Origin of the sequence: Aromatoleum petrolei, from assembly GCF_017894385.1 — a bacterium.
GTDB classification, from domain to species: Bacteria; Pseudomonadota; Gammaproteobacteria; order Burkholderiales; family Rhodocyclaceae; genus Aromatoleum; species Aromatoleum petrolei.
Window position 1 is genome coordinate 4,700,849 of sequence record NZ_CP059560.1, and the last position, 24,997, is coordinate 4,725,845.

Below are 24,997 nucleotides of genomic sequence, written 5' to 3' on the forward strand. Positions count from 1 at the left end.
TCACCGTGTCAGTTGGGCATAGAACATCGGCAGCTGCGCGGGGAGCTCCTCCGGCTTGCGGATCACCGCGAAACCGGCAGGGCCGAAAAGGTGTGGCAGGTAGCCCGCACCCTCGCGGTCGATCGTCACGCAGAAGGGCACGAGCCCTTGCTTGCGCGCCTCGGCGATGGCGATGCGGGTGTCCTCGATGCCGTAGCGGCCCTCGTAGAGGTCCAGGTCGTTGGGTTTGCCGTCCGACAGGATCAGCAGGATGCGGCGCGCGGCGGGCTCGTCGGCCAGCAAGGCGCTCGCGCGGCGGATCGCGGCGCCCAGGCGCGTGTAGTAGCCCGGCTTGATGGCGCTGATGCGACCGCGGATGCGGTCGTCGAAGCGGTCGCCGAAATCCTTCAGGCGATGGAATCGCACCTGGCTGCGCTTCACGGAGGAAAAACCCGCGATTGCGAAACGGTCGCCCGTCGCGCCCAGGGCCTCGCCGAAAAGCAGCAGCGCGTCGCGGATCACGTCGATGACGCGCGCTTCGCTCGATACCCAGCTGTCGGTGGATAGCGAGAGGTCTGCGAGCACCATGCAGGCGAGGTCGCGCTCGCGCTTCTCCAGCGACAGCCACACCTGGTCCGACGGGTGGCGACCCACGGCGCGGTCGGTCTGGGCGCGCACAATGGCGTCGACATCGAGCTCGGCGCCGTCGACCTGCGCCTTGATCCAGCGGCGACCGGGTTGCAGCGCGGCAAACTGCTGGTGCAGACGTTTGGCGGTGCGCCGCAGGTGTTCGGGCAGGGGGCAGGGCTGGGCGTCGCGCGCGGCAAGTTCGACGAGGCGGACGTGATCCTCCAGCAGCACGCCCTTGCGGTAGTCCCATTCCGGCAGCGGAAGTCCGTCGCCAAGCACGACGTCGTCCTCGGCCGCGGACGGCAGGTCGAGGTCGAAACGCACCTTGGAGGCGACGCGCTCCTTGTCCTGCGACAGCGACAGATGGTCGAGGTCGCGCGCCGCGTCGGCGGCGTTGGGATCGGGGTCGTCGTCGGCCGGGCGGTTGATGCGCAGGAATTCCGCAATCGCAAGCAGGCTCTCGGCGCGGAACATCAACAGCAGGCCGTTTTTCTCCTTCGGCATGTCGACCTGCTCGGCGCGGTGGGCGCGGCGTTCCGTCTCCTCGAACGCGGGCGGACCGCCGTCGGCGGTCTGCTCGGGGTCGGCGTTGCTGCGGCGGGACGCGCCGGCGGCGGGGGCGAGCGAGCCTGTGAGCCACAGCAGTACCGGATGCGCGGGTGGCGTGCCCTGCGGCACGGCCGGGAGTACGAACACGGTGCCCGGCGCTTCGAGTGCGCGACGGATGGCGCGTTCGCGCTCGGCTTCTTGCGGAGGCAGCTTCTCGGGCTTCGGGCGCTTGGGCAGATAGGCCTCGACGAGCCGCCGATAGCGGGGCGTAAGTCCCGGCCATGCATGGAGCGCCGCACAGGTCGCGAACTGGTTGCGGCGGAAATCGCGGTCGGCCTCGTCCTCGCCTTCTGCTTCGAGTCCCTCGTGCGCAGCGGCCAGCGCCGCAAGCCACAGGTAGAGATCGCGGTTCAGCGACTTTTCGGGGAAAGCGTCGATCTCGGGCGGCAGCCGCAGCGTCGACGGATCCATCCGCGCGCGCGCGGCCCGATCGCCCGCGCCGGCGATGCGCGCGAGAAAGCCGCGCCGTGCGCCATGCTCATCGCTGGTTGCCGCGGCGACGCGCAGGCCTGGATCTCCGCCCAGCGCACGGAAGAACACGCCCGCCGTGCGTTCGATGTCTTTCAGCCGCACCACCGCGTCGGGGTGGTTGCCGGTCGCGGCGCGGGTGATCAGACGGTGCCAGATCTTGCCTACGGCTTCTTCCATGTTCTTGTCCTGGCTAACGTTCCTTGCCGGAGCGGAACCCGGCCTCGTTCTGGCGTGCGGCCTCGTGGCTGACCCATTGCAGCAGCGGGCCCTGCGGGTTGTCGCGCTGGCTTTGCTCGCACGCCTCGACGCACTGCGCGCACTGCGTGCAGGTGAACATCAGGCGCTTGATGTTGCGTGGCGTGAGCCGCATCGGGCACACGGCGTCGCACGCCGATTGGCGGTCCGGCAGGCAGGTCGCGCAATCGGCGGCGCGCTTCCTCTGGAAGCCGACCACCATCGCGTTGCGGTTGCCCATCCACGCGAGGCTCTGGAAGAGTCCGACGGCGCAGGCATAGCGGCAGAAGAGGTGCCGGGCGAACAGGAACTCCATCGACAGCACAGCCGTGCCCGCGGTGAGGAAAATCGACTGGTTGCGGGTGAGCGTGCCGCCGAAAAGATTGCCGTACACCTCCGCTGGCGGCAGCAGGTAGCTGAGGAACACCATCGCCCAAAGGAAGGCGAAAAACACCGCCGCCGGCACCACTACGAGCCACCAGCGTGCGTCCGCGCTCCACGGTGTTCCGTCGGCCTTCCACGGCGGCAGCGGTTCCCTGACCCACACGCTGGGTTTGCCGGAGGCCTTCTGCATCAGCTTGTTGATCGTCTCGACCACCGAGAAGTGCGGGCACAGCCAGCCGCAGTACAGGCGCCCCCATTTCCACGCAACCCACAGGAAGGCCGCCGCGCCGACAAGGATGGGGACGAAGAGGCGGAACATCACGTTCCCGCCGGCTTCCAGTGCTCCGATACGCCCGGCGAGGAAGTCGTCCAGCCCAAGCCGCCATTCCATGCCGAGCAGCCACGCGTGGCCCGCGTTGAGGTCGTAGCGGAAGATGTCGAACACCGGCGCGAGGATGAACAGCGTGAAGAAGCCGATCTGGAAGGCGATGCGTTTCTTCTGTGTACGGTTATGTCCCACCGGTTTCGTGGTCGCGATGGGGATGATGCGCCGTGCGGGTCTGACTTCGGCCTGCGGTGATACGGGCAAGGGGGAGGGGAGCGGGGCGTTCATGGACTTACTCGTACAGATCCGGGCCGATGAAGGGGTACTGCCAGCTGCGGCCGAGAATCGCGTGATTCAGTCCGACGACGCCAAAGATCACCAGCGTGGCGTGAAAGGAAACGAAATACAGGATGCCGAGCACCCACGACCACGGATCATCGAATCCGCCCAGCAGGAAGATTCCGACGCTGACGCCGACCAGCATCGCTCCGCCGTAAAGGCTCGCGACCACGGTCTGTTGCAGGTGATTGCGTACGACCAGGGAGGCGTCCTCGCGATGGCGGCGCCACAACACAAGCAGTACGAGGAAGGCGAGCCCGGGCGCGACCAGCAGGTTCGCGAGGAAAAGCGCCTCCGCGATGACCGCGAGGCGCGGCCCCGGCATCTGTTCCTTGAGGAGATCGGCTTCCTGGTCCGACATGATCGCAGGCCGTTTGACCCGGGGAAGCGTGTCAGCGCCCGAAGGTGGCCGACACGACCTCCATCAGGGCGTCGGCGACTTCCGGGTCGTCGGTGAGGCTCTCGACGATCGCGGCGCGGCACGCGGTCACCGGATCCATGCCGTCGCGCACCAGCAGGGCCGCATACACCAGCAGGCGCGTACTCGCCGCTTCCTCGAGATCCTGGTCCTTGAGCGTGCGCAGCGCGTGCGCGATCGACACCAAGCGTTTTGCCAGATCCGGCGCGCACCCGGATTCGCCCACCAGGATCGCCTCCTCGCGTTCGGTGGCAGGGAAATCGAAGCGCAGACTCACGAAACGCTGGCGCGTCGAGGGCTTCATGCCCTTGAGCAGGTTCTGGTAACCGGGGTTGTAGGACACCACCAGCATGAACGACGGCGGCGCAGCGAGCAACTCGCCGGTGCGGTCGATCGGCAGGATGCGGCGGTCGTCGGCCAGCGGGTGCAGCACGACGGTTGTGTCCTTTCGCGCCTCGACGACCTCGTCGAGGTAGCAGATGCCGCCTTCGCGCACCGCGCGCGTGAGCGGGCCGTCGCACCAGACGGTCTGGCCGTCGCCGATCAGGTGGCGGCCGACGAGGTCCGCGGCCGTCAGATCGTCATGGCAGGCCACCGTATATAGCGGCAGGCCGAGGCGCGCGGCCATGTGCGCGACAAAGCGGGTCTTGCCGCAGCCGGTGGGCCCTTTGATGAGGAGTGGCAGGCGGTTCTTCCATGCATGCTCGAAGACTTCGATCTCGTCGCCGGCAGGCTGGTAGAAGGGAACGTCGAGGTGGGGCGTATCGAGCATCATGCGGCGAGTCCTTTCCAGTAGGCAATGCCGATCAGGGCGCACACGAGCGTCATCCACCCGAGCGCGAGCAGCGGCCACATCAGTGGCGCGCGGCGAAGCGCCATGTAGTCGAGGATGATCATGGCGCCTTTGCCAAATGCGATCGCGAACAGCAGGCCGACGATGGCGGGGCCGGAAGCGCCGCTCTCGCCTACGCTCCAGGTGACGATGGTCGCGGCGATGAGCACTACCCAGATCACCGTGGCGCGCAGCGGCGTGCCATGATCGGAATGGGGCAAGGCGTGGGCGGAAGAGTCTCGGGTTTGCATCGTCTCGTACCTCTCAGCGCATTACATAGACCAGCGGGAACAGGATCAGCCACACCAGATCGACCATATGCCAGTAGGCGGCGCCCGTCTCGATGCCGTTCATGCTGCCCGGGCCGTAGCGTCCCTTGCGCGCGCCGTTCCACAGCGCTGCGAGGATCACGAGGCCCAGGATCACGTGCATGAAATGGAAGAAGGTCAGCACCAGGTAGAACATGTGGAAGGTGCTCGACGACAGACTCACGCCGGCCGCGAACTTCGCCACGTATTCGAACAGCTTCACGACGACGAAGCCAGCGCCGCAGGCGAAGCCGCCGGCGATCCAGTTTGCCGCGCGACGGCTCTGGCCCGCTTCGGCAGCCTGCACCGCTCGCACGACGAGGTAACTCGACGTCAGCAGCAGGATGGTGTTGAGCGCGCCAGAGTTACGGTCCAGGGCCAACTGCTGCTCATTGAACAGCTCGACGTTGTTGGCGCGCGAGAAGGCGTAGGCGAGGAAGAAGGCGCCGAAGGCAAGGAGTTCGGCGAGGATGAAGAACCAGATCGCCAGGTCACCGGGCAGGCGGCGGGCGGGGCCGTCGGAAGCAGCGGCCGGAATGGCAGGCGGGTTCACGAGTGTTTGGGCGCATGTATTCATGTGTCCCAGTCTAGGGAGAGTGCGAACGCCGAACCTTGATTCTGGTTAATTCACGGATTGGGCGAACGAAAGAATGGGGAATATCACCCAGTGCCCGTCCAAAATAAAAAAGGGGCGGCCGAAGCCGCCCCGGAATCGCTTCACCAGCCCCGCGGAGGGCTGGAAGCGAGGGATCCATCATGCATGGATCAGGGGTTTGCTCTCGCCCTTGACGAAGAAGCTCGCCAGGTAGGTCACGAGGCCCGCGGCGAACACCACGCCCGCCCACAGACGCATCCAGTAGAACAGCGAGATCTGGTCCTGCACCGCCATGAAGGGCATCGGCGTCGAGGACACGCGCTGCAGCCACACTTGCAGGATGCCGGCCGCGGTGAGGAACAGGGTGATGAAGACCATCGAGATCGTCATCAGCCAGAAGCCCCACATCTCGCACACCTGGGCACGCTCGTCGTTGGCTGCACGACCGCGCAGCAGCGGCATCGCGTAGCTGATGATCGTCAGCACCACCAGCACGTAGGCGCCGTAGAACGCCATGTGGCCGTGGGCGGCGGTGATCTGCGAACCGTGCGTGTAGAAGTTCACCGGAGCCAGGGTGTGCAGGAAGCCCCACACGCCGGCGCCGAGGAAGGCCATCACGCCGGTGCCCAGTGCCCAAAGGACGGCAGCCTTGTTCGGATGCTCGCGGCGGCGGCGGTTCACCATGTTGAAGGCGAACACGGTCATCGCGAAGAACGGGATCGGTTCGAGGGCCGAGAACACCGAGCCCAGCCACTGCCAGTATTCCGGCGTGCCGATCCAGAAGTAGTGGTGGCCGGTACCGATCAGGCCGGTGACGAGCGCCAGGGTGATGATCACATACAGCCACTTCTCGATCACTTCACGGTCGACACCGGTCACCTTGATCAGCACGAACGCGAGGATGGCGGCCATGATCAGTTCCCACACGCCTTCCACCCACAGGTGCACAACCCACCACCAGTAGAACTTGTCCTTGACCAGGTTGCCCGGGTTGTAGAACGAGAACAGGAAGAAGATCGCCAGACCCCACAGGCCCATCAGCAGCACGATGCTGATGACGGTCTTGCGGCCCTTCAGCATGGTCATCGTGATGTTGAACAGGAAGGCCAGCGCCACGATCACGATGCCGACCTTGGTGATCAGCGGCTGCTCCAGGAACTCCCGTCCCATCGTTGCGAGCAGGTTGTTGCCGGTCATCTCGGCGAGCGTCGAATACGGCACCAGCAGGTAGCCGAGAATCGTCGCCGCGCCCGCGATCAGGAAGATCCAGAACATCAGCAATGCGAGTTTCGGGCTATACAGCTCGGTTTCCGCCTCCTCGGGAACGAGGAAGTAGGTGGCGCCCATGAAGCCGAACAGCAGCCACACGATGAGCAGGTTGGTGTGCACCATCCGCGCGACGTTGAACGGGATCTCCGGGAAGAGGAAATCGCCGACGACGTACTGCAGACCCATGGCGAGGCCGAAGATGATCTGTCCCACGAAGAGACCGATGGCCGCTATGAAGTACGGCATCGCGACCGATTGCGATGAATATTTCATGGTTATGAATTCCCTTGAAGTTGTCGATCCGATGCACTTAGCCTTCGATGTTGGGAGGCCATTTCTGGGCGTCGATTTCCGAGGTGTACTTCAGGAAGTCGACGATGTCGTCCAGCTCCTGCTCGGTCAGGTTGAAGTTCGGCATCTGGCGGCGTCCCGGCGTGCCGGTCGGCTGCGACTTGATCCATGCCTTGATGAACTCGGCGCCCCGGCGCTTATAGACGTTGCCCAGCTCCGGAGCGAAGTACGCGCCTTCGCCCAGCAGTGTGTGGCAACCGATGCAGTTGCGTGTTTCCCAGATGTGCTTGCCACGCAGGACCGACTCCGTCAAGTTCTTGCTATTGTCGGATTTCGGCAGGCCGCTCATGGTGTCGAAACTCAACGCCACTAGCAGCAGGAAGAAGAACACCGCTCCACCGTAAAAGATGTTGCGGGCCATCGCCTTTGTGAATGTACCGCTCATGGTTTGTCCCTCATTGTTTTGTCATGCGCCCGAGTGATTGAGAAATAACCCGAAGGTTGGACGCATTCTCGGCAGGGGGAGAGGGTCGCTCCATGATTTGAATCAATTTCGGGAATTCACCGCATTTATCGTCTCAAGTAAGGGAAAACGGGGCCGGGACCGCGGTTGGAGGCTTACCCTCCCGCGATCCCGGCCCCGCCGGGCCGTGCAAACCGGATGAAGCTCAGTACGTGTAGCCGACCATCATGCCGCCGCCCCACTCCGGGCTGTTGTCGGAAAATCCTTTTACTCCATACACCTGCAGCTTCCATGCAGGGCTCAGCTTCTGGCTGACGAAGACCGAAGCCTCGCGAATCGGATCGCTGCTCGAACGCAGCCGCGCGCGCCAGTCATAGGCTGCGCCGACGGTGGTCGCCGGGGCGAGCTTGTAGCCGAGCCCGAGGGATGCATAGAAGGGATTACGCAGGTCGGAGTCGCCCATGTCCTTCCACCCGGCGGTGCCGAACGCGGTCACCGCGCCGAAGGACTTGGCCGCGTCGAACTGCAGCGCAAAATCGGTCTCGTTGTTGCCCAGGCACTTGCTCTCCGCCGTGGGCATCTTGACCTTCGCCACCGCGTCGACCAGCAAACCGTTCACGCTGCCGTCCAGCAGGTTGTAGCCCGCGCTCGCAGTGATGTCGCCGAGTCCCGTCTCGGTGCCGGAGCAGTCTGTACCGCGGATCGGATCCCCGTCCGGGCTCACCACTGCGTTCGTCACGCGCAGGTACGGGATCGTCATCTTGTAGGTCATGCGGCCGGTCTCGTACTTTGCCGCAATCGGCACGTACCACATCTCGCTGGTGGTATTCGTGCCGTAGTCACCGGTCGAGTAATCCAGCCCGGTCGTCAAGTTCAGTTTCCGGGTGTCGGCGCTTGTTGCGGTGTCGGTGCCCGCGGCCAAGGCGCTGCCGGATAGCAGCAGGGCCAGCAGGATGCGCTTGTGTTTCATTCGACATTCCTCATTGTTGGGGCCTTGTCCGTGTTGTGCTTCAATCGTGTTCCGGGCGTTCGATGCGTTCCGGCCGTTCCAGCTTCTCCGGCCGCTCGATGCGCTCGACGCGATCCGGCCGTTCGATACGTTCGGTGCGCTCGACCCGGCCGCTGCCGTCGAAGCGTTCGATGCGTTCACGGGTCTCAATACGGTCGCCCGAGGTGCGTGTCTCGATGCGTTCGCGCAACAGCAGATCCCCGCTTGGGCTCACCTCGGTGCGTTCGATCCGCTCGCGCTCGATTTCACCCGAGGGCGACAACTCCCGCTCGATGCGCTCGCGCCCCGATGCGCTATCGGTCTCGATGCGTATCCGCTTGTCGTCGCTCTCGACCCGTGCCTTTCGTCCGCCGTGCTCCTTGTCGTCATCGCCCTTGTCCGATTTCCTGCCCGACCGGGCACCTTCTCCAGCCTCGGTGACCCCGAAACCGTCGCGCACGAATTCGATGCGCGTGGCCCTGATCTTGCGCTCGCCGGTGAAAGTGCCCTGCACCCGGACGCGCGCGTCCTTGTCGGGGGCACCCGTCGTGCTGTCCGAAAAATCGGTCCCGTCCGCCAGTTCGACCTCGAATCCTGTGATGTCCATGTGCCTGTCGGCGCGTTCGAGCACCAGGCCTTCCACGATCGCGTTGCGCACGCGTCCGGCGAACGGGATCGTTGGATTCGCGCTCGTCCGAGACACCGCCAGCGCACTTCCCGTCCACGCGCCGCGAATCAGCGACTCGGTCGCGTCGCCCCCATCACCGCGCCGATGACCGCCCAGCGCCAGGCCGTGCAAGGTGCCGTCGCGGCCGAGCGATCCGATCGCGCTTGCCTCGCGCAGCTGCGGCGCCCGCTCGACGCGCGTGGCAAGCACCTCGCCGGACGCATTGCGGAATCCGCTCACCCGGACCATTTCGCCGACGTGCAGCCCCGCGTCGACCTTCGCTCCCTGCACGAGACGCACTGGCTGCCCCATCACGCGCAGCGGCGCCCGGCCATTCAGGGCGCCGGTTACGGGCCCCTCGTAGGCGTGGACGATCGCGATGGTGCGTGCCTCGAGGCCGCGAGGCGAGCTGCCAGCCTCCACGGCGACGACCTGTCCGACCGCCAGGCGCGACACGCTTCCGCCGATACCGTTTTCCGTCACTGGGACCGAGTCGTCGTAATGCACCTCCACGCCATTCACGCAGATCGACGCAAAACCCGTGATCGTGCCCACGATACCCGTGCCGCCGGTTCCACCTTCGTGGGCCGGGGCGCCGGTACCGCCGACGCCGCCCTGAGCGAGCGGTGCGCCGGTGCCTCCGATTCCCGATGCAAGCGGTGCGCCGATGCCACCGATGCCCGTGGCCGCGGGGGCTCCGGTCCCGCCGATGCCGGATGCGGGTGCTCCCGTGCCGCCGATGCCACCTTCGCGCCGTGGCGCGCCCGTGCCGCCAACGCCGCCGGGGTCCACGCACACCGGGGCACCAAAGGTCGGGGCAATGCCGCATAGCGCGAGCGCGAGGCTCGCTGCCAGTTGGCGCAGCAAATGGAAGCGATGGCTCATGAGGGATTCTTCGGTGCGGCGTTTTCGGACGGCACCGTGGCCGAAGACGCCTCGCTGTAGAAATACAGGCCTATCGTCACGCGCTGTCGTGCCTCGGTGCCTTGTGCATCCCGCGCTTCGAGGTCCGCAGCCAGGGCGTTGAACGCGAGCAGCGCCTGCATCCCTTCGCTGGAGACGGCGTCCCGCAGGCGTACGATGCTTGCCGCCGACAAGGCATCGTAATGCACGCTGCGTTCGAAATACGGCGCCCCTTCGGTCGTCAGGTTATGCACCGCGGCGCAGGCATGGTCGTGCACGTTGTGGGCGAAATATGCCGCCTTCTCGTCGAAGCCCTTCTGCGGGATGAAGGCCGCAGTCTCAAGATGGACACGGTCGTGTTCATCCACTCGCGCGATGCCGAGTCGCAGCCATTCGTCGAGCACCACGCGCGCCCGGATATCCTTGCTGACACGGGCGACGAGCGCGTCGAACGAACGCTCTCCGCCGGTACTCGCGAGCCGCGCCAAAGGCGCAGGGTCGCCCGGCCGGATGCAGAACGGCGGGGTGGTCTGCCAGGTGCTCACAAGGTGCGCTCCCAGTGACACGGCTGCGGGCAGGTCGTCCGCCACCTCTGGCGACTGGCTGCGCAGGCGCTTCACGTCCTTGCGGTGCACGCCGGTCAGGAGGCTGATCCTGCTGTCGCTCGGCGTATTGGTGTCGAGACGGAATTCCTGCTCCGCGACCTCGACGAAGACGCCCTTGAGCATGTCCGAGAAATATGGGTAGGTCACCCCCTTGCGCACCATCAGTCGCACAAGCGGCCGCATGACGCGTCGGAGCGCGCGCAGCAGCGAAGTCGGCGGAGAGGGGGAATGCATCGGGGCGTTTCTTCCGGGTTCAGGCGCCCATAGTCTAATCGGGCGTGGGAAAAAATTCCATGCATACGGGCGGGCTCGCGTCGTATTACGGATTCAAAATCCCGCCCCGCCACCTGCTTACCCGGCGCCTCCCCGTCCACGGTACAGAGGCCGCGTGGATATCCGAGGGCGACCCCGATCAGTCGCGTTCGCGGCGCTCGAAACGCTCGATGCGTTCGACACGCTCGGGCTTTTCGGGGCGCTCCATGCGTTCGAGCCGCTCCATCCGCTCGACTTTCTCGGGACGGTCGGCGTGGGCGACGCGTTCGGCGCTGTCGGGGCGTTCGACCGCGGCGGGGCGCGAGTCGCTGCGCGTGCGCGCGAGTTCGCCACCGGCCGTACTGCGGGTGGAGCCGCGTTCCATCAATACGGTGCCGTCGGAAGCCGTGCGCACTTCGGTGGTCGTCTGGCTTGCGAGGCCGCCATCGACGTTGAAGGTCATTTCCTTGGTGCGCACGCGGGTCGGCGCGGCACCGGTGGCGCTCAGCGTGCGCGTGCGGGTCACCGTCGTCGTGCCATCGGCGTTGATGACGGTCTCCATGCTGTGCTGAGGCATGGCACCTTTCCGGCTCGAAACGCCAGCGTCCGTCGTGCCGCTTGCGGTCACAGTCGTATCGGATGATTCGAGCCCGGCCGTGGCGGTTGCGGTAGTCGTGGCCTGCTGGGCCGAGGCGTGGCTGGGATGCAGCCCGAAGGCGAGGGCTGCCGCGGCGTAGAACGAAACGGGAATCCTGAGGTGGCGTTTCATGTGGTTCTCCTTAAGTTTGTAAGTGGGAAAAAATCCCACATATACTAACTTTAGGCAACGTTGTTCTTGAGGGTCAAGCGAATGGCGGGGCCCAGATGTATCGGGATATTTGGCGCACGGCTCCGAGGACGAAAAAAAGCCCGGCCGCGCAGGCGGCCGGGCTTGGGGGTGCTTCTGTGCGTGTGCGAATCAGGCCGTCGCGAGCGGGATCTTGCCGATCTTCACCTGCCACTCCTTCGGGCCGGTGTTATGCACGCTGGTGCCGTTCGAGTCGACCGCCACGGTCACCGGCATGTCCTGCACGTCGAACTCGTAGATCGCTTCCATGCCCAGGTCGGCGAAACCGACGACCTTCGCGCTCTTGATCGCCTTCGCGACGAGGTAGGCCGCGCCGCCAACCGCCATCAGGTAGGCCGACTTGTTGTCGCGGATCGCGTCGATCGCGGTGGGGCCGCGCTCGGCTTTGCCGACCATGGAGATCAGGCCGGTCTGCTCGAGCATCATGCGCGTGAACTTGTCCATGCGCGTCGCGGTGGTGGGGCCTGCCGGGCCGACGACTTCGTCACGCACCGGATCGACCGGGCCGACGTAATAGATCACGCGGTTCGTGAAGTCGACCGGCAGCTTCTCGCCCTTCGCCAGCATGTCCTGGATGCGCTTGTGCGCGGCGTCGCGGCCCGTCAGCATCTTGCCGTTGAGCAGCAGCACCTGGCCCGGCTTCCACGACGCGACTTCTTCCTTCGTCAGGGTGTCGAGGTTCACGCGCGTGGCGACCTTGGTGTCGGCCTGCCAGGTCACGTCCGGCCAGTCTTCGAGCTTGGGTGCTTCCAGCTTCGCCGGGCCCGAGCCGTCGAGTTCGAAGTGCACGTGGCGGGTCGCCGCACAGTTCGGGATCATCGCCACCGGCAGGCTCGCCGCGTGCGTCGGGTAGTCGAGGATCTTGACGTCGAGCACGGTGGTCAGGCCGCCCAGGCCCTGCGCGCCGATGCCCAGTGCATTGACCTTCTCGAACAGCTCGAGGCGCAGTTCCTCGGCGCGCGTCAGTGTCGCGCCCGACGCGGCCTTGTCCTTCAGTTCATGGATGTCGACCGGCGCCATCAGCGATTCCTTCGCCAGCAGCATCGCCTTCTCCGGCGTGCCGCCGATGCCGATGCCGAGGATGCCCGGCGGACACCAGCCGGCGCCCATCGTCGGGACGGTCTTCAGCACCCAGTCGACGATCGAGTCGGACGGGTTCAGCGCGTAGAACTTGGTCTTGTTCTCGGAGCCGCCGCCCTTGGCCGCACAGATCACTTCGACGTGGTCGCCCGGGACGATCTCGTAATGCACGACCGCCGGGGTGTTGTCCTTGCTGTTCTGGCGCTTACCGGCCGGATCGAGCAGCACCGAGGCGCGCAACTTGTTGTCGACGTTGGTGTAGGCCCGGCGCACGCCTTCGTTCACCATTTCCTGGACGCTCATCGTCGCGTCCCACTTCACGTTCATGCCCACCTTGAGGAAGACCACGGCGATGCCGGTATCCTGGCAGATCGGGCGATGGCCTTCGGCGCACATGCGCGAATTGGTCAGGATCTGCGCGATCGCATCCTTCGCGGCGGGGCTCTCCTCACGCTTCCAGGCCTCGCCGAGAGCCTTGATATAGTCGAGCGGGTGGTAGTAGCTGATGTACTGGAAGGCATCCGCGACGGACTGGATCAGGTCTTCTTCGCGAATTACGGTCATGGCGCATCTCCTGGTAAGGCCGGGTCACTCGGTAGGGGCGCAATTCTAGCAGCCCGCGGCCGGCGACGTCCCACCGGAATGGGCAATGTTCCACGGTATGCGGGTGTAAGTCCTGTGTAAGATACACAGCCTTAAATGCCGACCAGATCGCGAAAGCAGCGTCTTCAGCGAACGACAAATAAGACCGGCTCGACCGGTCGGCCCTGCAGGGCGCTTCAATTACTCTGAATAGTTGAGGAGAGGTCAGTATGTCGAACGAACAGCAGCCCCGTCTGTACTACCCGTCGGAAGAGATCGTCAAGAATGCTGCGGTCTCGGGCATGGATGCCTACCGCGCGCTGTGCAAGGAAGCGGAGGACGACTACGAGGGCTACTGGGCACGTCAGGCCCGCGAGTTGGTGGAGTGGAAGAAGCCCTTCACGCAGGTCCTCGACGAGAGCAACGCGCCCTTCTTCAAGTGGTTCGCCGACGGTCAACTGAACGTCTCGTACAACTGCCTCGATCGCAACGTCAATAACGGCCTGGGCGACAAGGTCGCACTAATCTTCGAAGCCGATGGCGGCGACGTGACCCGCGTCACCTACAAAGACCTCCTGACCCGCGTGTGCAAGTTCGCCAACGCGCTGCGCAACATGGGCGTCAAGAAGGGCGACCGGGTCGTCATCTACCTGCCGATGTCGATCGAAGGCGTCGTCGCGATGCAGGCTTGCGCCCGTATCGGCGCGACCCACTCCATCGTCTTCGGCGGCTTCTCGGCCCAAGCCCTGCGTGACCGCATCAACGACGCCGGCGCCGTCGCGCTGATCACCTCCGACGGTCAGTTCCGTGGCGGCAAGGCCCTGCCGCTGAAGCCGATCGCCGACGAAGCCCTTAGCTTGGGCGGCTGCGAATCCATCAAGAACGTGGTCGTCGTCCAGCGCACCGGCGCTGCCTGCTCGATGGCCGAGGGGCGCGACAAGTGGTTCCACGACGTCTGCGCCAACCAGGCCGAAACGTGCGAGCCGGAATGGGTGGATGCCGAGCATCCGCTGTTCCTGCTCTACACCTCGGGTTCGACGGGCAAGCCGAAGGGGGTTCAGCATTCGACCGGCGGCTACCTGCTGCACGCGATCATGTCGATGAAATACACCTTCGACATCAAGCCGGACGACATCTTCTGGTGCACCGCCGACATCGGCTGGGTCACCGGCCACACATTCATCACCTATGGCCCGCTCGCCTGCGGTGCGACCGAGATCGTGTTCGAGGGTGTGCCCACCTACCCGGACGCCGGCCGCTTCTGGAAGATGATCCAGGACCAGAAGGTCACCGTGTTCTACACCGCGCCGACCGCGATCCGTTCGCTGATCAAGGCCGCGGAGAACACCCCGACCGTTCATCCGAAGAACTACAACCTGTCGAGCCTGCGCATCCTCGGTTCGGTCGGCGAGCCGATCAACCCGGCTGCGTGGGAGTGGTATTACGAGAACGTCGGCGGCGGGCGCTGCCCGATCGTCGATACCTTCTGGCAGACCGAAACCGGCGCGCACATGATCACGCCGCTGCCGGGCGCGACGCCGCTGGTGCCGGGTTCCTGCACGCTGCCCTTCCCGGGTATTCAGGCCGCGGTCGTCGATGAGACCGGGACTGAAGTGCCGAACGGCCAGGGCGGCATCCTCGTCGTCAAGCGTCCGTGGCCGTCGATGATCCGCACGATCTGGGGCGATCCGGAACGTTTCGTGAAGTCCTACTACCCGGCGGATTTCCAGGGCAAGCTGTACCTGGCAGGCGACGGGGCGATCCGCGACAAGGAAACGGGTTACTTCACGATCACCGGCCGTATCGACGACGTGCTGAACGTTTCGGGCCATCGCATGGGCACGATGGAAATCGAGTCGGCGCTCGTGGCGCACGAGAAAGTTGCCGAGGCTGCCGTCGTGGGCCGTCCCGACGACCTGACCGGTGAGGCGATCGTTGCCTTCGTCGTGCTCAAGGGCGCGCGTCCGACCGGTGAAGACGCAAAGGCGGTTATCAAGGAACTCCAGAATTGGGTCGGCCACGAGATCGGGCCCATCGCCAAGCCCAAGGATATCCGCTTCGGTGAGAACCTGCCGAAGACCCGTTCAGGCAAGATCATGCGCCGGCTGCTGCGTCAGCTGGCGAAGGGTGAGGAGATCACCCAGGATACGTCGACCCTCGAGAATCCGGCGATCCTGGAACAGCTCAAGCAAGCCGCGAGCTGACCCTTCATGACGGGAGACTGGTCCGCGAGAGGCCGGCCCCGCATAAGAATAATTGAGGCAAGCCGGCGCGAGCCGGCAGTGGGAGGAGGAGAAGGCGCGCGCAAGCGCGCTTTTTTTTTCTCGCCCGTGGGGCGTTTCGCGAGGCCCCGCTCGGGCACCGGTATACTCCGGGTAGCCATCGTCATCATGAGGGAGACATGATGCGCAGAGGTCTGGCTGGTCAAAGGCTCGTTGCGACGTTCCTGGGCGGAGCGTTGCTGTTCAATTATCCCGTGCTGTCCCTGCTCGACAGGTCAGAACCGTTTTTTGGCATGCCGATGCTGTGGGTGTGCCTGTTCGGCGTATGGGCGCTGTTGATCGCGGTGGCCGCCTGGATCGCGGAACGCGGTGCAGGTTGAGGAGGCCGGGATGCTGTCGGGCACCGTCGTAGTCGCCGCATCGTTCGCGTACCTGCTGGTACTGTTCGCCGTCGCCTGGTACGGCGACCGGCGGGCGGAGCAGGGGCGCTCGATCATAGCGAATCCTTGGACCTACGCGATGTCGCTCGCGGTGTATTGCACCGCGTGGACCTATTTCGGCAGCGTCGGTCGCGCCGCTTCCGGTGGTGTGTGGTTTCTGCCCATCTACCTCGGGCCGACACTCGCGATGAGTCTGTCATGGGTGGTGCTGCTGAAGATGATCCGCATCTCGCGCACCTACCGCATCACGTCGATCGCCGACTTCATCGCCAGCCGCTACGGCAAGAGCCATTTGCTGGGCGGCCTGGTGACCATCATCGCGGTTGTCGGCATGGTGCCCTACATCGCCCTGCAGCTGAAGGCGATCTCCAGCGGCTATTCGGTGCTCACCGGCAGCGACGACAGCGGAGTGTTCCCCTTTGCCGCGTCCAGCTGGTTCAATGACGGTACGCTTTACGTTGCACTGACACTGGCGATTTTCACCGTGCTGTTCGGAGCCCGTCACCTCGACGCGGCTGAGCGGCACGAGGGCATGGTCGCGGCGATCGCATTCGAATCGCTGGTCAAGTTGCTGGCTTTCCTGGTCATCGGCGGATTCGTCACCTGGGGAGTCTATGAGGGGTTCGACGATATCTTCGGGCGCGCCTTCGCAAACCCGGATCTGGCGCCGCTGCTGAGCCTGGGGACCGCTAGCTCCGCCGGCTACGGCGGCTGGTTCGCGCTCACGCTGCTCGCACTGCTGTCGGTGATCTTGCTGCCGCGCCAGTTTCAGGTCACGGTGGTCGAAAACGTGAATGAGCAGCACCTACGCCGCGCGACCTGGCTTTTTCCGTGTTACCTGTTACTGATCAACATCTTCGTGCTGCCGATAGCGCTCGGCGGCCTGCTGTATTTCGGCCGCGGCACTGTCGATCCCGATACATTCGTGCTTTCGTTGCCACTCGCGCACGGCGAACGGGCCCTTGCCCTGCTGGCGTTCATCGGCGGCCTTTCGGCGGCGACGGGCATGGTCATCGTGGAGACGATCGCCGTATCGACGATGGTCTGCAATGATCTCGTGATGCCGCTGCTGCTCCGGACCGAGCGCTTCAAACGCAGCGACCATCCCGACCTCACCGGCCTTTTGCTCGGCATTCGCCGTGGCGCGATCGTCGTCGTGCTGCTGCTGGGCTACCTGTATTTCCGGCTTGCCGGTGAGGCCTACGCCCTGGTGAGCATCGGGCTGATCAGCTTTGCTGCCGTTGCGCAGTTCGCCCCAGCGATGTTGGGCGGCTTGTACTGGCGCGGCGGCACGCGCGGAGGTGCGCTGGCAGGGCTCGTGGCCGGGTTCGTCGTGTGGGCCTACACCTTGATGCTGCCATCGGTCGCGAAATCAGGCTGGCTGGATCGGGCATTTCTCGATCAGGGGATGTTCGGATTGGACTACCTGCGCCCCGAACAGCTCTTCGGCCTGGCAGGGCTGGACAGCATCAGCCACGCGCTGTTCTGGAGTTTGACCGCGAATATCGCCTGTTATGTGCTCGTGTCGCTCGTGCGTGTACCGACGGGACAGGAAGCGACGCAGGCGACGCTCTTTGTCGACGTCTTCAGTCGCGGACAGGACGCCCCCGCGACCTTCTGGCGCGGTAGCGCGCAAGTTCAGGATCTGCAGCCGCTGGTGGCGCGCTTTCTGGGGGCGGACCGGGCTCGTCGGTTGTTCGAGTCGTACGCGCGCGAGCGTGGTGTCGCGAGCATAGCCCAACTGAAGCCCGACGCGGGATTGGTGCAGTTTGCAGAAACGCAGCTTGCGGGTGCGATCGGGAGTGCATCGGCGCGCGTGATGGTGTCGTCCGTGGTTCAGGAGGAGCCGCTCGGGCTTGACGAGGTGATGGACATCCTCGACGAAGCTTCGCAGGTGCGCGCGTATTCGCACGAACTGGAGGAGAAATCGCAGGCGCTCGAGGCGGCAACGGCCGAACTGCGTGCTGCCAACGAACGTCTGCAGGAGCTCGACCGGCTCAAGGACGATTTCATGTCCTCGGTGACCCATGAGCTGCGCACGCCGCTGACCTCCATCCGTGCGTTTTCAGAGATGCTGCTTGACGACCCGAAGATCGACCTCAAGGATCGCACACGCTTCCTCGGAATCATTGTGTCGGAGACGGAGCGTCTGACGAGGCTGGTGAATCAGGTGCTGGACATGGCGAAAATCGAGTCGGGCCATGCCGAATGGCACAACACCGACATAGACATGCGCGAACTGGTGGCGCATGCAGTGGAAACCACCGAGCAGCTGTTCCGCGACCGCGGAGCCGTGCTCGAGCTGGATCTTCCCAATCAGGCGCCGCACCTGCGGGCTGATCGCGACCGCCTGCTGCAGGTCTTGTTGAACCTGATTTCCAACGCGGCGAAGTTTGTGCCGGCCGACGCCGGAGTGGCGCGTGTGCGACTGACGCATGAAGCGGGGCAAATCCGGGTCGATGTCACGGACAACGGGCCGGGAATCGCGCCGGAGCAGCTGGGAGTGATCTTCGAGAAGTTCCGCCAAGGCGGCGACGAGCGCTCGCGCCCGCAGGGCACCGGGCTTGGATTGCCGATCAGCCGGCAGATTGTCGAGCATTTCGGCGGCAGGCTGTGGGTGCTGTCAAGACCGGGCGAAGGTGCCACCTTCAGCTTCGTCCTGCCGCTGTTGCCCGAGGCCGGCAACGGCCCCGACCGCGCAATGCCTTAGAATATACAAAGGAAAGGGGAGAGCATGGCCAAAAAAATACTGATTGCCGACGACGAACAAAATATTGTCATTTCACTCGAGTTCCTCATGAAGCGTGAGGGCTACGAAGTGAGCATTGCCAGCGACGGCGACGAGGCGGCGCGGCGCATTCGCGCCGAGAAACCTGATCTCGTGCTGCTCGACGTGATGATGCCAAAGAAGAGCGGTTTCGAGGTCTGTCAGGAGGTGAAGTCCAATCCCGAGCTGCAATCGGTGCGGATCCTGATGCTTACCGCCAAGGGGCGCGACACCGAAGTCGCCAAGGGACTGGCCCTCGGGGCCGACGCCTACATGACCAAGCCGTTCTCTACCAAGGAGCTCGTGGAGCGCGTACGCAGCATGCTTGCGGAGCACTGACGGATGACCGCTCGCGCGCGTTTCATCCTCGCGGTGTGCATCCTCGCGTTGCTGATGACGGGTCCCTTCGTGCTGACCGCCGGGCTGGTGTGGCTGGAAGCGGGCGAGGCGGACCGCGCGCGCCTCATCGACGCGGTCGCGCCGCACCTGCCCTTGGGTACCTTGATGACCATTGCCGGTTTTGCGATCGGCATGGCGGTCGTGCGCAACCTGTTCCGGCAATATGTTAAGGGGCTCCTGCGGATGGAGGAGCACCTCAAGTTGATGCTCGGCGCCAATCACGAGTTTCGCGTCAAGCCCGCGGGGCCGCCCGAAGTGCAGGCGCTCGCACACGCCGTGAACGCGCTGGCCCAGCAACGCGACGAACTGCTGCAGGACGTAGAGGCGCAGATCTCGCAGGCAAAGCACTCCGTCGAGGAGGAGAAGAACCGCCTCGCGGCCCTTATGTCGGAACTCACGCAGAGCGTCGTCGTGTGCAACCTCGACGGCCGCATCCTGCTGTATAACCACCGTGCACGGCAGCAGTTCCGCGCCTTGTCGGATGCACCTGCAGTCGCTGGAGGCGGCGAGTTGATCGGGCTCGGACGCTCGATCTACGCCGTCTTCGAGCGCAATCTCGTCAATCACGCATTGGAAAGCATCCAGCACCGGCTGCGGCGCAGCGCGACCCAGCCAGTGGCCAACTTCGTCACGACCACTCGTGCCGGCCAACTGCTGCGGGCGCAGATGGCGCCGGTGCTTTCCGTGACACAGGGGGAGGGTGGCGAGCGGGCCATCACCGGTTTCATCCTCATGCTCGACAACATCACACGCACCTTCGAGACGGAATCGAAGCGCGACCAGATGCTGCATACCCTCACCGAAGGCAACCGTGCCGCGCTCGCCAACGTGCGCGCCGCGGCCGAGATGCTTGAATACCCTGATCTGCAGGAAGATCTGCGCGAGCGTTTCCGCACCGTGATCCGCGATGAGGTGCGGGCTATGAGCACCCGTCTGGACGAGACCGCCAACGAATTCGCCGATTCGCTCAAGGCGCGCTGGCCGCTGGAGGAGATGCTCGGTGCCGACCTGATCGCCGCCGTGCAGCGGCGCATCGAGAATGTCGTCAGATTGCCGACGAAACTGGAGGAGGTCGACGAATCGCTGTGGGTCAAGGTCGACAGCTTCTCGCTGCTGCAGGCCCTGACCTATCTGGCGAACCGCCTCTCGGATGAATTCGAGGTGCGCGAGGTGCGCTTCCGGTTGAGCGCAGCGGGCCGTCTGGCGCACCTCGATCTCATCTGGTCCGGCCAAGCGATGAGTACCGAGACGGTGATGAGTTGGGAACTGGAACCGATGCGTTTCGCCGACGAGAACAGCCCGCTGACGGTGCGCGACGTGATCGAGCGCCACGACGGCGAGATGTGGCTGGAGCGCGAAAAGGTGCGTCACCGCGCGTTTTTCCGCATCCTGCTGCCGGCCGCAGTGCCGCAGGAGCAGCTCGACGAGGCGACGATCCTGAAGGGCGAAAGCCGGCCCGAATACTACGACTTCGACCTCTTCAACTGGTCCGACAAGTCGCGTGCACTGGATGACCGCCTGCTCAGCGAGCTGACTTACACCGTTTTCGACACTGAGACGACCGGGCTGAACCCCTCGCAGGGCGACGAGATCATTCAGATCGGCGCGACCCGCATCGTCAATTGCAAGTTGCTGCGTCAGGAGTCGTTCGAGCAGCTCGTGGATCCGTGTCGTTACCTGTCGCCAGAGTCGGTGCAGATCCACGGAATCACGCAGGAAATGCTCAAGAACCAGCCCACGATCGAGGCGGTCCTGCCGGCATTCCATGCGTTTGCCGAGGACACGGTGCTGATCGCGCACAACGCCGCATTCGACATGCGCTTCCTGCAGCTGAAGGAGGAGGCGACCGGTATCCGCTTCGACCAGCCCGTGCTCGATACGCTGCTGCTGTCCGCCGTCATTCATCCGAACCAGGAATCGCACCGCCTGGAGGCAATCGCCGAGCGGCTCAATCTGCCCATCCTCGGACGCCATACGGCTTTGGGCGATGCGATCGTCACTGCCGAGGTCTTCCTGAAGATGATTCCGCTGCTCGCGACCATGGGCATCCGCACCTTGCGCCAGGCGCGTGAGGCCGCGGAGAAGTCGTACTACGCGAGGGTCAAGTATTGAAGGCCGATTCCTCGCGGCGTGAATCCTCGGGGTCTGCGCCTCGCCGCCAGACCGGACGAGTGCCCGCATGAGCGGCCTGTCGCCCTTCGCGCGCCGCCTGCGCCGGTACTACTTCTGGTATACGATTTCCTTCATCAGTTTCGTCGGGTTTCTCGCCGTCGGCGAGCAGATGGGCATGTCGCCGGGCGTGATCGGTCACGTCTTCCTGTTCGCGACCATCGCCATCTATGCCGGCATCGGGGTGATGAGCCGCACCGCCGATGTCACCGAATACTACGTCGCCGGGCGCCGCGTGCCTGCCATGTTCAACGGCATGGCGACGGCGGCCGACTGGATGAGCGCGGCCTCGTACATCGGCCTTGCGGGCACGCTCTACTTCTCCGGTTTCGAGGGGCTTGCCTTCGTCACCGGGTGGACGGGCGGATTCGTGCTCGTTGCGCTGCTGCTCGCCCCCTACCTGCGCAAGTTCGGCCAATACACGATTCCCGACTTCCTCGGGGCGCGCTACCAGGGCAATGCTGCGCGCGTCGTGGGCCTGGTCGCAGCCGTCATCGCCAGCTTCGTGTATCTGGTTGCGCAGATCTACGGGGTAGGGCTGATCACCAGCCGCTTCGTCAGCGTCGAGTTCGAGATCGGACTCTTCGTCGGCCTGGCAGGCATCCTCGTGTGTTCCTTCCTCGGAGGCATGCGCGCGGTGACCTGGACGCAGGTCGCCCAGTACGTGATCCTGATCGTCGCGTATCTCGTGCCGGTCACGATCCTTTCATACAAGGTGACGGGCGTACCGGTGGCGCCGGCCATGTATGGCACGGTGTTGGGCAATCTCTCGGAGAAGGAAAACGAGCTGTTCACCGACGACGCGGAAGTGGCGGTGCGCAAGCAGTTCAAGCAGCGTGCCGGAGACTACGCCGCCAAGATTGAACATTTGCCCGATTCGCTCGACGCGGAGCGACGCGAGCTCATCGAGCGCCTCAACGCGCTGCGGCTGAACAACGCCCCCGCGCGCGACATCGCACACACCGAGAGAGCATTGCGCGATCTCCCGCGCACGCCCGAGCAGGCTCGCCATGTCTGGGAGCGGGCGCGGGCCGAGGCCATCGAGCGCTCGCGTCCCCCGCCGCGGCACGCCCAGGCCCATCCCGGAGACACGCCAGAGCAACGCGAGGCCGCACGCAACAATTTTCTCGCGTTGGTCTTCGTCTTGATGGTCGGGACAGCCGCGCTGCCCCACGTTCTCATGCGCTATTACACCACCCCCGGCGTGGTCGAGGCGCGCAAATCCGTTTTCTGGGCACTGTTCTTCATTTTCCTGCTGTACGTCACGGCGCCGGCCTACGCGGTGTTCGCGAAGTGGGAGGTGTACAACAACCTCATCGGCACCAGCATCGCGATGCTGCCGAATTGGCTCGTCTCATGGGGCAAGGTCGGCATGGTAAACATCGAGGACATCAACGGCGATGGCATCCTCCAGTTGGCCGAATTGAGCCTCAACACCGACGTGATCCTGCTCGCCACGCCCGAAATCGCCGGGTTGCCGTACGTCATCTCGGGCCTCGTCGCCGCGGGCGGGCTGGCTGCTGCGCTGTCAACCGCCGACGGACTGCTGCTCACCATTTCCAACGCGCTGTCGCACGATCTCTACTACAAGGTCATCAACCCCGGCGCCAGCACCCAGCGCCGGCTGGTCATTGCCAAGTCGCAATTGCTGGTGGTCGCCGTGGTTGCCGCTTGGGTTGCCTCCTTGCGCCCGGACAACATCCTGTTCATGGTCGGGCTGGCCTTTTCCATCGCGGCGGCGGCCTTCTTCCCCGCGCTGGTGCTTGGCATCTTCTGGAAGCGCGCAAACCGGCCCGGCGCCGTCGCCGGCATGCTCGCGGGGCCGGCCGTAACCATCTACTACTTCGTCCGCACGCACGCCTTCTTCGGTGGTTCGATGGACAACGCGTGGTTCGATATCAGCCCGATTTCGAGCGGCGTGTTCGGCGTGCCGCTGGGTTTCCTCACGATTGTCCTCGTCAGCCTGCTCACTCCGCCTCCGCCGGCAGAGGTCGGGGCGCTCGTCGACTACGTGCGCTATCCGCGCCTGCCAGCCGACGATCCGGGCATCTTCACCGAATCGAAATAAGGCCGGGGACTGAGCCTGCTTCGGGCTAGCAAGGTAGATTTGCCGGGAAACGGGAAAGATGGCAAAAGTGGGGTTTCTTATCGCGGACGTTCTGCTACAATGCGCGCCTTCCACGGAGAGATGGATGAGTGGTTTAAGTCGCACGCCTGGAAAGCGTGTTCAGGGTAATACCCTGACGCGGGTTCGAATCCCGCTCTCTCCGCCAGAACACACGATAAGGCCCTGAATTTTCAGGGCTTTTTCTTTTCGTAGAACGGAATTCTACGTCCAATTCTACGATTCCAGACTGCGCAAAAATGCCGGATTTCGCCGGCTTGGCACCTGTGCCCATTTTGGGTGACTTCATATCCTGAGCGGCGACACTTCGGCCTTCTGACGCTGGAACAGGGACCCATAGCGGCGGGCTGTCCATCGCCACGGCGCTCGTCGGTTCCCAACGCGACGCCGGCCTCGATCTCGACGCCATACAGTCGCTGTCGCACTACTGGGAAGGCGTGCGCCGCGCCTAGGCCCCCGTCGAAGCCGACATCCGCTGCGCCACTTCGGACGTGCACAAGCTCGAGATGCCCGGTGGCCGAGCTGCAGTAATGCCAACGGACAATTTTCAGAATGTCGCAGCGAGACAAATGGTGAGGACTCGTTTTTCGTACGATTCGCACGATAGCCATGCAGTAAGTGCCGCCGTTGGTCAAGTGGCAATTGTCCGTGTGGTAATTCAGAGCTCCTTTTCCTAGAACTGGCGCCAGAGCTTCGGCTGGCCCTCTTGTTTCCCGTCATATCGGAAAGTCTTCCATGTCGCACGCCCGCGCCGTCAGCCTCATGCTTCTCGTCACCCTGCTCTGGAGCCTGGCCGGTGTTGTTTCGCGCCACCTCGATTCGGCCCGGAGCTTCGAGGTCACCTTCTGGCGTAGCGCCAGCACAGCGCTGGCGCTGGCCGTGGCGCTAACTGTTCTGCGCGGCCCGACATTCTGGACCCGTCTCGCTCATTCCTCGCGCCCGGTCTGGATCTCCGGCGTCTGCTGGAGCGTGATGTTCACAGCCTTCACGGTCGCCATCACCCTTACCACGGTGGCCAACGTGCTGGTGACGATGGCGCTTGGCCCGTTGATGGCGGCCTTCTTCGCACGCGTGTTCCTTCATCACCGACTCGCCCGCCGGACCTGGGGCGCAATCGCCGTGGCTGGCGTCGGTATCGGCTGGATGTTCGCTCAGGGCGCACACAGCGGCGCCTCGCTCACCGGTACGCTGGTCGCCACGGCGATTCCGTTGGCGGGAGCGATCAACTTCACGGTACTGCAACATGTCGGGCACGGAAAGGACGACGAAAGGAGCATCGACATGCTGCCGGCCGTGCTCATCGGCGCCGTGCTCTCTGCAGCCGTCACGCTGCCGTTGGCGTGGCCGTTCGCTGCGTCACTGCAGGACGTCGGCCTGCTTGCCTTTCTCGGAACCGTGCAGCTCGCGCTGCCCTGCCTGCTGATGGTGCGCCTCACCCGCGAACTGCCGGGACCGGAAATCGCGCTTCTCGGGTTGCTCGAAGTGATTTTCGGGGTGGCGTGGACCTGGTTGGGCGCGGGGGAGGCACCATCGTCGAGCACGCTGATAGGGGGAACGTTGGTGCTGGGCGCGCTGCTCGGCAATGAACTCCTGACGCTGCGCGGACGCCAATTCGCCATTGCATGAAAAATTACGCATGCATGCGCCAGCATGGACGATCGGACTCTCGTTCAGAGCCGCTCGATAGCGCCGAGGGCCATGCGACAGGTTTAGGTGTCGAGTGTCCGCGCGCGAGACGGTATTACTTCGAAGGGAACCGGTGAGGACGAAGCTCAACTGCAGAATCGTAGATGCAAAAAAAAAG

20 protein-coding genes and 1 tRNA gene are annotated in these 24,997 nt (G+C 64.4%); 8 read left to right on the forward strand and 13 right to left on the reverse strand.

The window, feature by feature from the left end:
• The 13 genes from ToN1_RS21545 to ToN1_RS21605 all read right to left on the reverse strand — a co-directional run bounded on the left by ToN1_RS21545 (position 1) and on the right by ToN1_RS21605 (position 13,053).
• On the reverse strand, positions 1-1,866 hold the full coding sequence (locus ToN1_RS21545) for a nitric oxide reductase activation protein NorD (RefSeq protein ID WP_169204713.1): 1,866 nt from the start codon (positions 1,864-1,866) through the stop codon (positions 1-3).
• A 13-nt stretch (positions 1,867-1,879) separates the two neighbouring features.
• Entirely contained in the window at positions 1,880-2,920 is a 1,041-nt protein-coding gene (locus tag ToN1_RS21550; RefSeq protein ID WP_169204714.1) for a 4Fe-4S binding protein, read from the reverse strand.
• Between the two features lie 4 nt (positions 2,921-2,924).
• Positions 2,925-3,332 carry a magnetosome magnetite crystal formation protein family gene (locus tag ToN1_RS21555; RefSeq protein ID WP_169204715.1) on the reverse strand — a complete coding sequence of 136 codons (408 nt, stop codon included), beginning with the start codon at positions 3,330-3,332 and terminating at the stop codon, positions 2,925-2,927.
• Positions 3,333-3,363: 31 nt separating this feature from the next.
• Positions 3,364-4,164 (reverse strand): CbbQ/NirQ/NorQ/GpvN family protein, encoded by an 801-nt coding sequence (locus ToN1_RS21560; protein ID WP_169204716.1) that lies wholly within the window; start codon positions 4,162-4,164, stop codon positions 3,364-3,366.
• Positions 4,161-4,472, reverse strand: coding sequence for a cytochrome C oxidase subunit IV family protein (locus tag ToN1_RS21565; protein WP_169204717.1), 312 nt, complete (start codon positions 4,470-4,472; stop codon positions 4,161-4,163). Before ToN1_RS21565 ends, ToN1_RS21560 begins: the two co-directional genes overlap by 4 nt.
• A 13-nt stretch (positions 4,473-4,485) precedes the next feature.
• Complete coding sequence (locus ToN1_RS21570; protein ID WP_425305823.1) at positions 4,486-5,082, reverse strand: cytochrome c oxidase subunit 3 family protein; 597 nt, start codon at positions 5,080-5,082, stop codon at positions 4,486-4,488.
• A gap of 201 nt (positions 5,083-5,283) precedes the next feature.
• A complete protein-coding gene (locus tag ToN1_RS21575; RefSeq protein ID WP_169204719.1) occupies positions 5,284-6,666 on the reverse strand; it encodes a cbb3-type cytochrome c oxidase subunit I in 1,383 nt (460 codons plus the stop codon).
• A gap of 37 nt (positions 6,667-6,703) precedes the next feature.
• Positions 6,704-7,129 (reverse strand): c-type cytochrome, encoded by a 426-nt coding sequence (locus tag ToN1_RS21580; RefSeq protein ID WP_169204720.1) that lies wholly within the window; start codon positions 7,127-7,129, stop codon positions 6,704-6,706.
• Positions 7,130-7,352: 223 nt separating this feature from the next.
• Positions 7,353-8,117 (reverse strand): hypothetical protein, encoded by a 765-nt coding sequence (locus tag ToN1_RS21585; protein ID WP_169204721.1) that lies wholly within the window; start codon positions 8,115-8,117, stop codon positions 7,353-7,355.
• A 40-nt stretch (positions 8,118-8,157) separates the two neighbouring features.
• Positions 8,158-9,687 (reverse strand): DUF5666 domain-containing protein, encoded by a 1,530-nt coding sequence (locus tag ToN1_RS21590; RefSeq protein ID WP_169204722.1) that lies wholly within the window; start codon positions 9,685-9,687, stop codon positions 8,158-8,160.
• Positions 9,684-10,544, reverse strand: coding sequence for a DUF6502 family protein (locus ToN1_RS21595; protein WP_169204723.1), 861 nt, complete (start codon positions 10,542-10,544; stop codon positions 9,684-9,686). Before ToN1_RS21595 ends, ToN1_RS21590 begins: the two co-directional genes overlap by 4 nt.
• A gap of 178 nt (positions 10,545-10,722) precedes the next feature.
• Complete coding sequence (locus ToN1_RS21600; protein WP_169204724.1) at positions 10,723-11,331, reverse strand: hypothetical protein; 609 nt, start codon at positions 11,329-11,331, stop codon at positions 10,723-10,725.
• A gap of 189 nt (positions 11,332-11,520) precedes the next feature.
• On the reverse strand, positions 11,521-13,053 hold the full coding sequence (locus ToN1_RS21605; RefSeq protein WP_169204725.1) for a fumarate hydratase: 1,533 nt from the start codon (positions 13,051-13,053) through the stop codon (positions 11,521-11,523).
• Positions 13,054-13,301: 248 nt separating this feature from the next.
• Here ToN1_RS21605 and acs point away from each other — a divergent pair, with 248 nt between their 5' ends.
• The 8 genes from acs (at position 13,302) to ToN1_RS21645 (ending at position 24,819) form a co-directional block, all read left to right on the forward strand.
• The gene (gene acs, locus ToN1_RS21610; protein ID WP_169204726.1) at positions 13,302-15,275 is read left to right on the forward strand and encodes an acetate--CoA ligase; all 1,974 of its coding nucleotides are present in this window, start codon (positions 13,302-13,304) and stop codon (positions 15,273-15,275) included.
• 200 nt (positions 15,276-15,475) lie between these two features.
• On the forward strand, positions 15,476-15,673 hold the full coding sequence (locus ToN1_RS21615; protein ID WP_210148157.1) for a hypothetical protein: 198 nt from the start codon (positions 15,476-15,478) through the stop codon (positions 15,671-15,673).
• Between the two features lie 10 nt (positions 15,674-15,683).
• Positions 15,684-18,443 (forward strand): sensor histidine kinase, encoded by a 2,760-nt coding sequence (locus tag ToN1_RS21620; protein WP_169204728.1) that lies wholly within the window; start codon positions 15,684-15,686, stop codon positions 18,441-18,443.
• Between the two features lie 24 nt (positions 18,444-18,467).
• Positions 18,468-18,839, forward strand: coding sequence for a response regulator transcription factor (locus tag ToN1_RS21625; protein ID WP_169204729.1), 372 nt, complete (start codon positions 18,468-18,470; stop codon positions 18,837-18,839).
• Between the two features lie 3 nt (positions 18,840-18,842).
• Entirely contained in the window at positions 18,843-21,011 is a 2,169-nt protein-coding gene (locus ToN1_RS21630) for a 3'-5' exonuclease (protein ID WP_169204730.1), read from the forward strand.
• Between the two features lie 67 nt (positions 21,012-21,078).
• Positions 21,079-23,136, forward strand: coding sequence for a VC_2705 family sodium/solute symporter (locus ToN1_RS21635; RefSeq protein ID WP_169204731.1), 2,058 nt, complete (start codon positions 21,079-21,081; stop codon positions 23,134-23,136).
• Positions 23,137-23,250: 114 nt separating this feature from the next.
• Positions 23,251-23,341 (forward strand) — tRNA-Ser (locus ToN1_RS21640).
• Between the two features lie 587 nt (positions 23,342-23,928).
• Positions 23,929-24,819 (forward strand): DMT family transporter, encoded by an 891-nt coding sequence (locus ToN1_RS21645; protein ID WP_169204732.1) that lies wholly within the window; start codon positions 23,929-23,931, stop codon positions 24,817-24,819.
• The last annotated feature ends 178 nt before the right edge of the window (positions 24,820-24,997 follow it).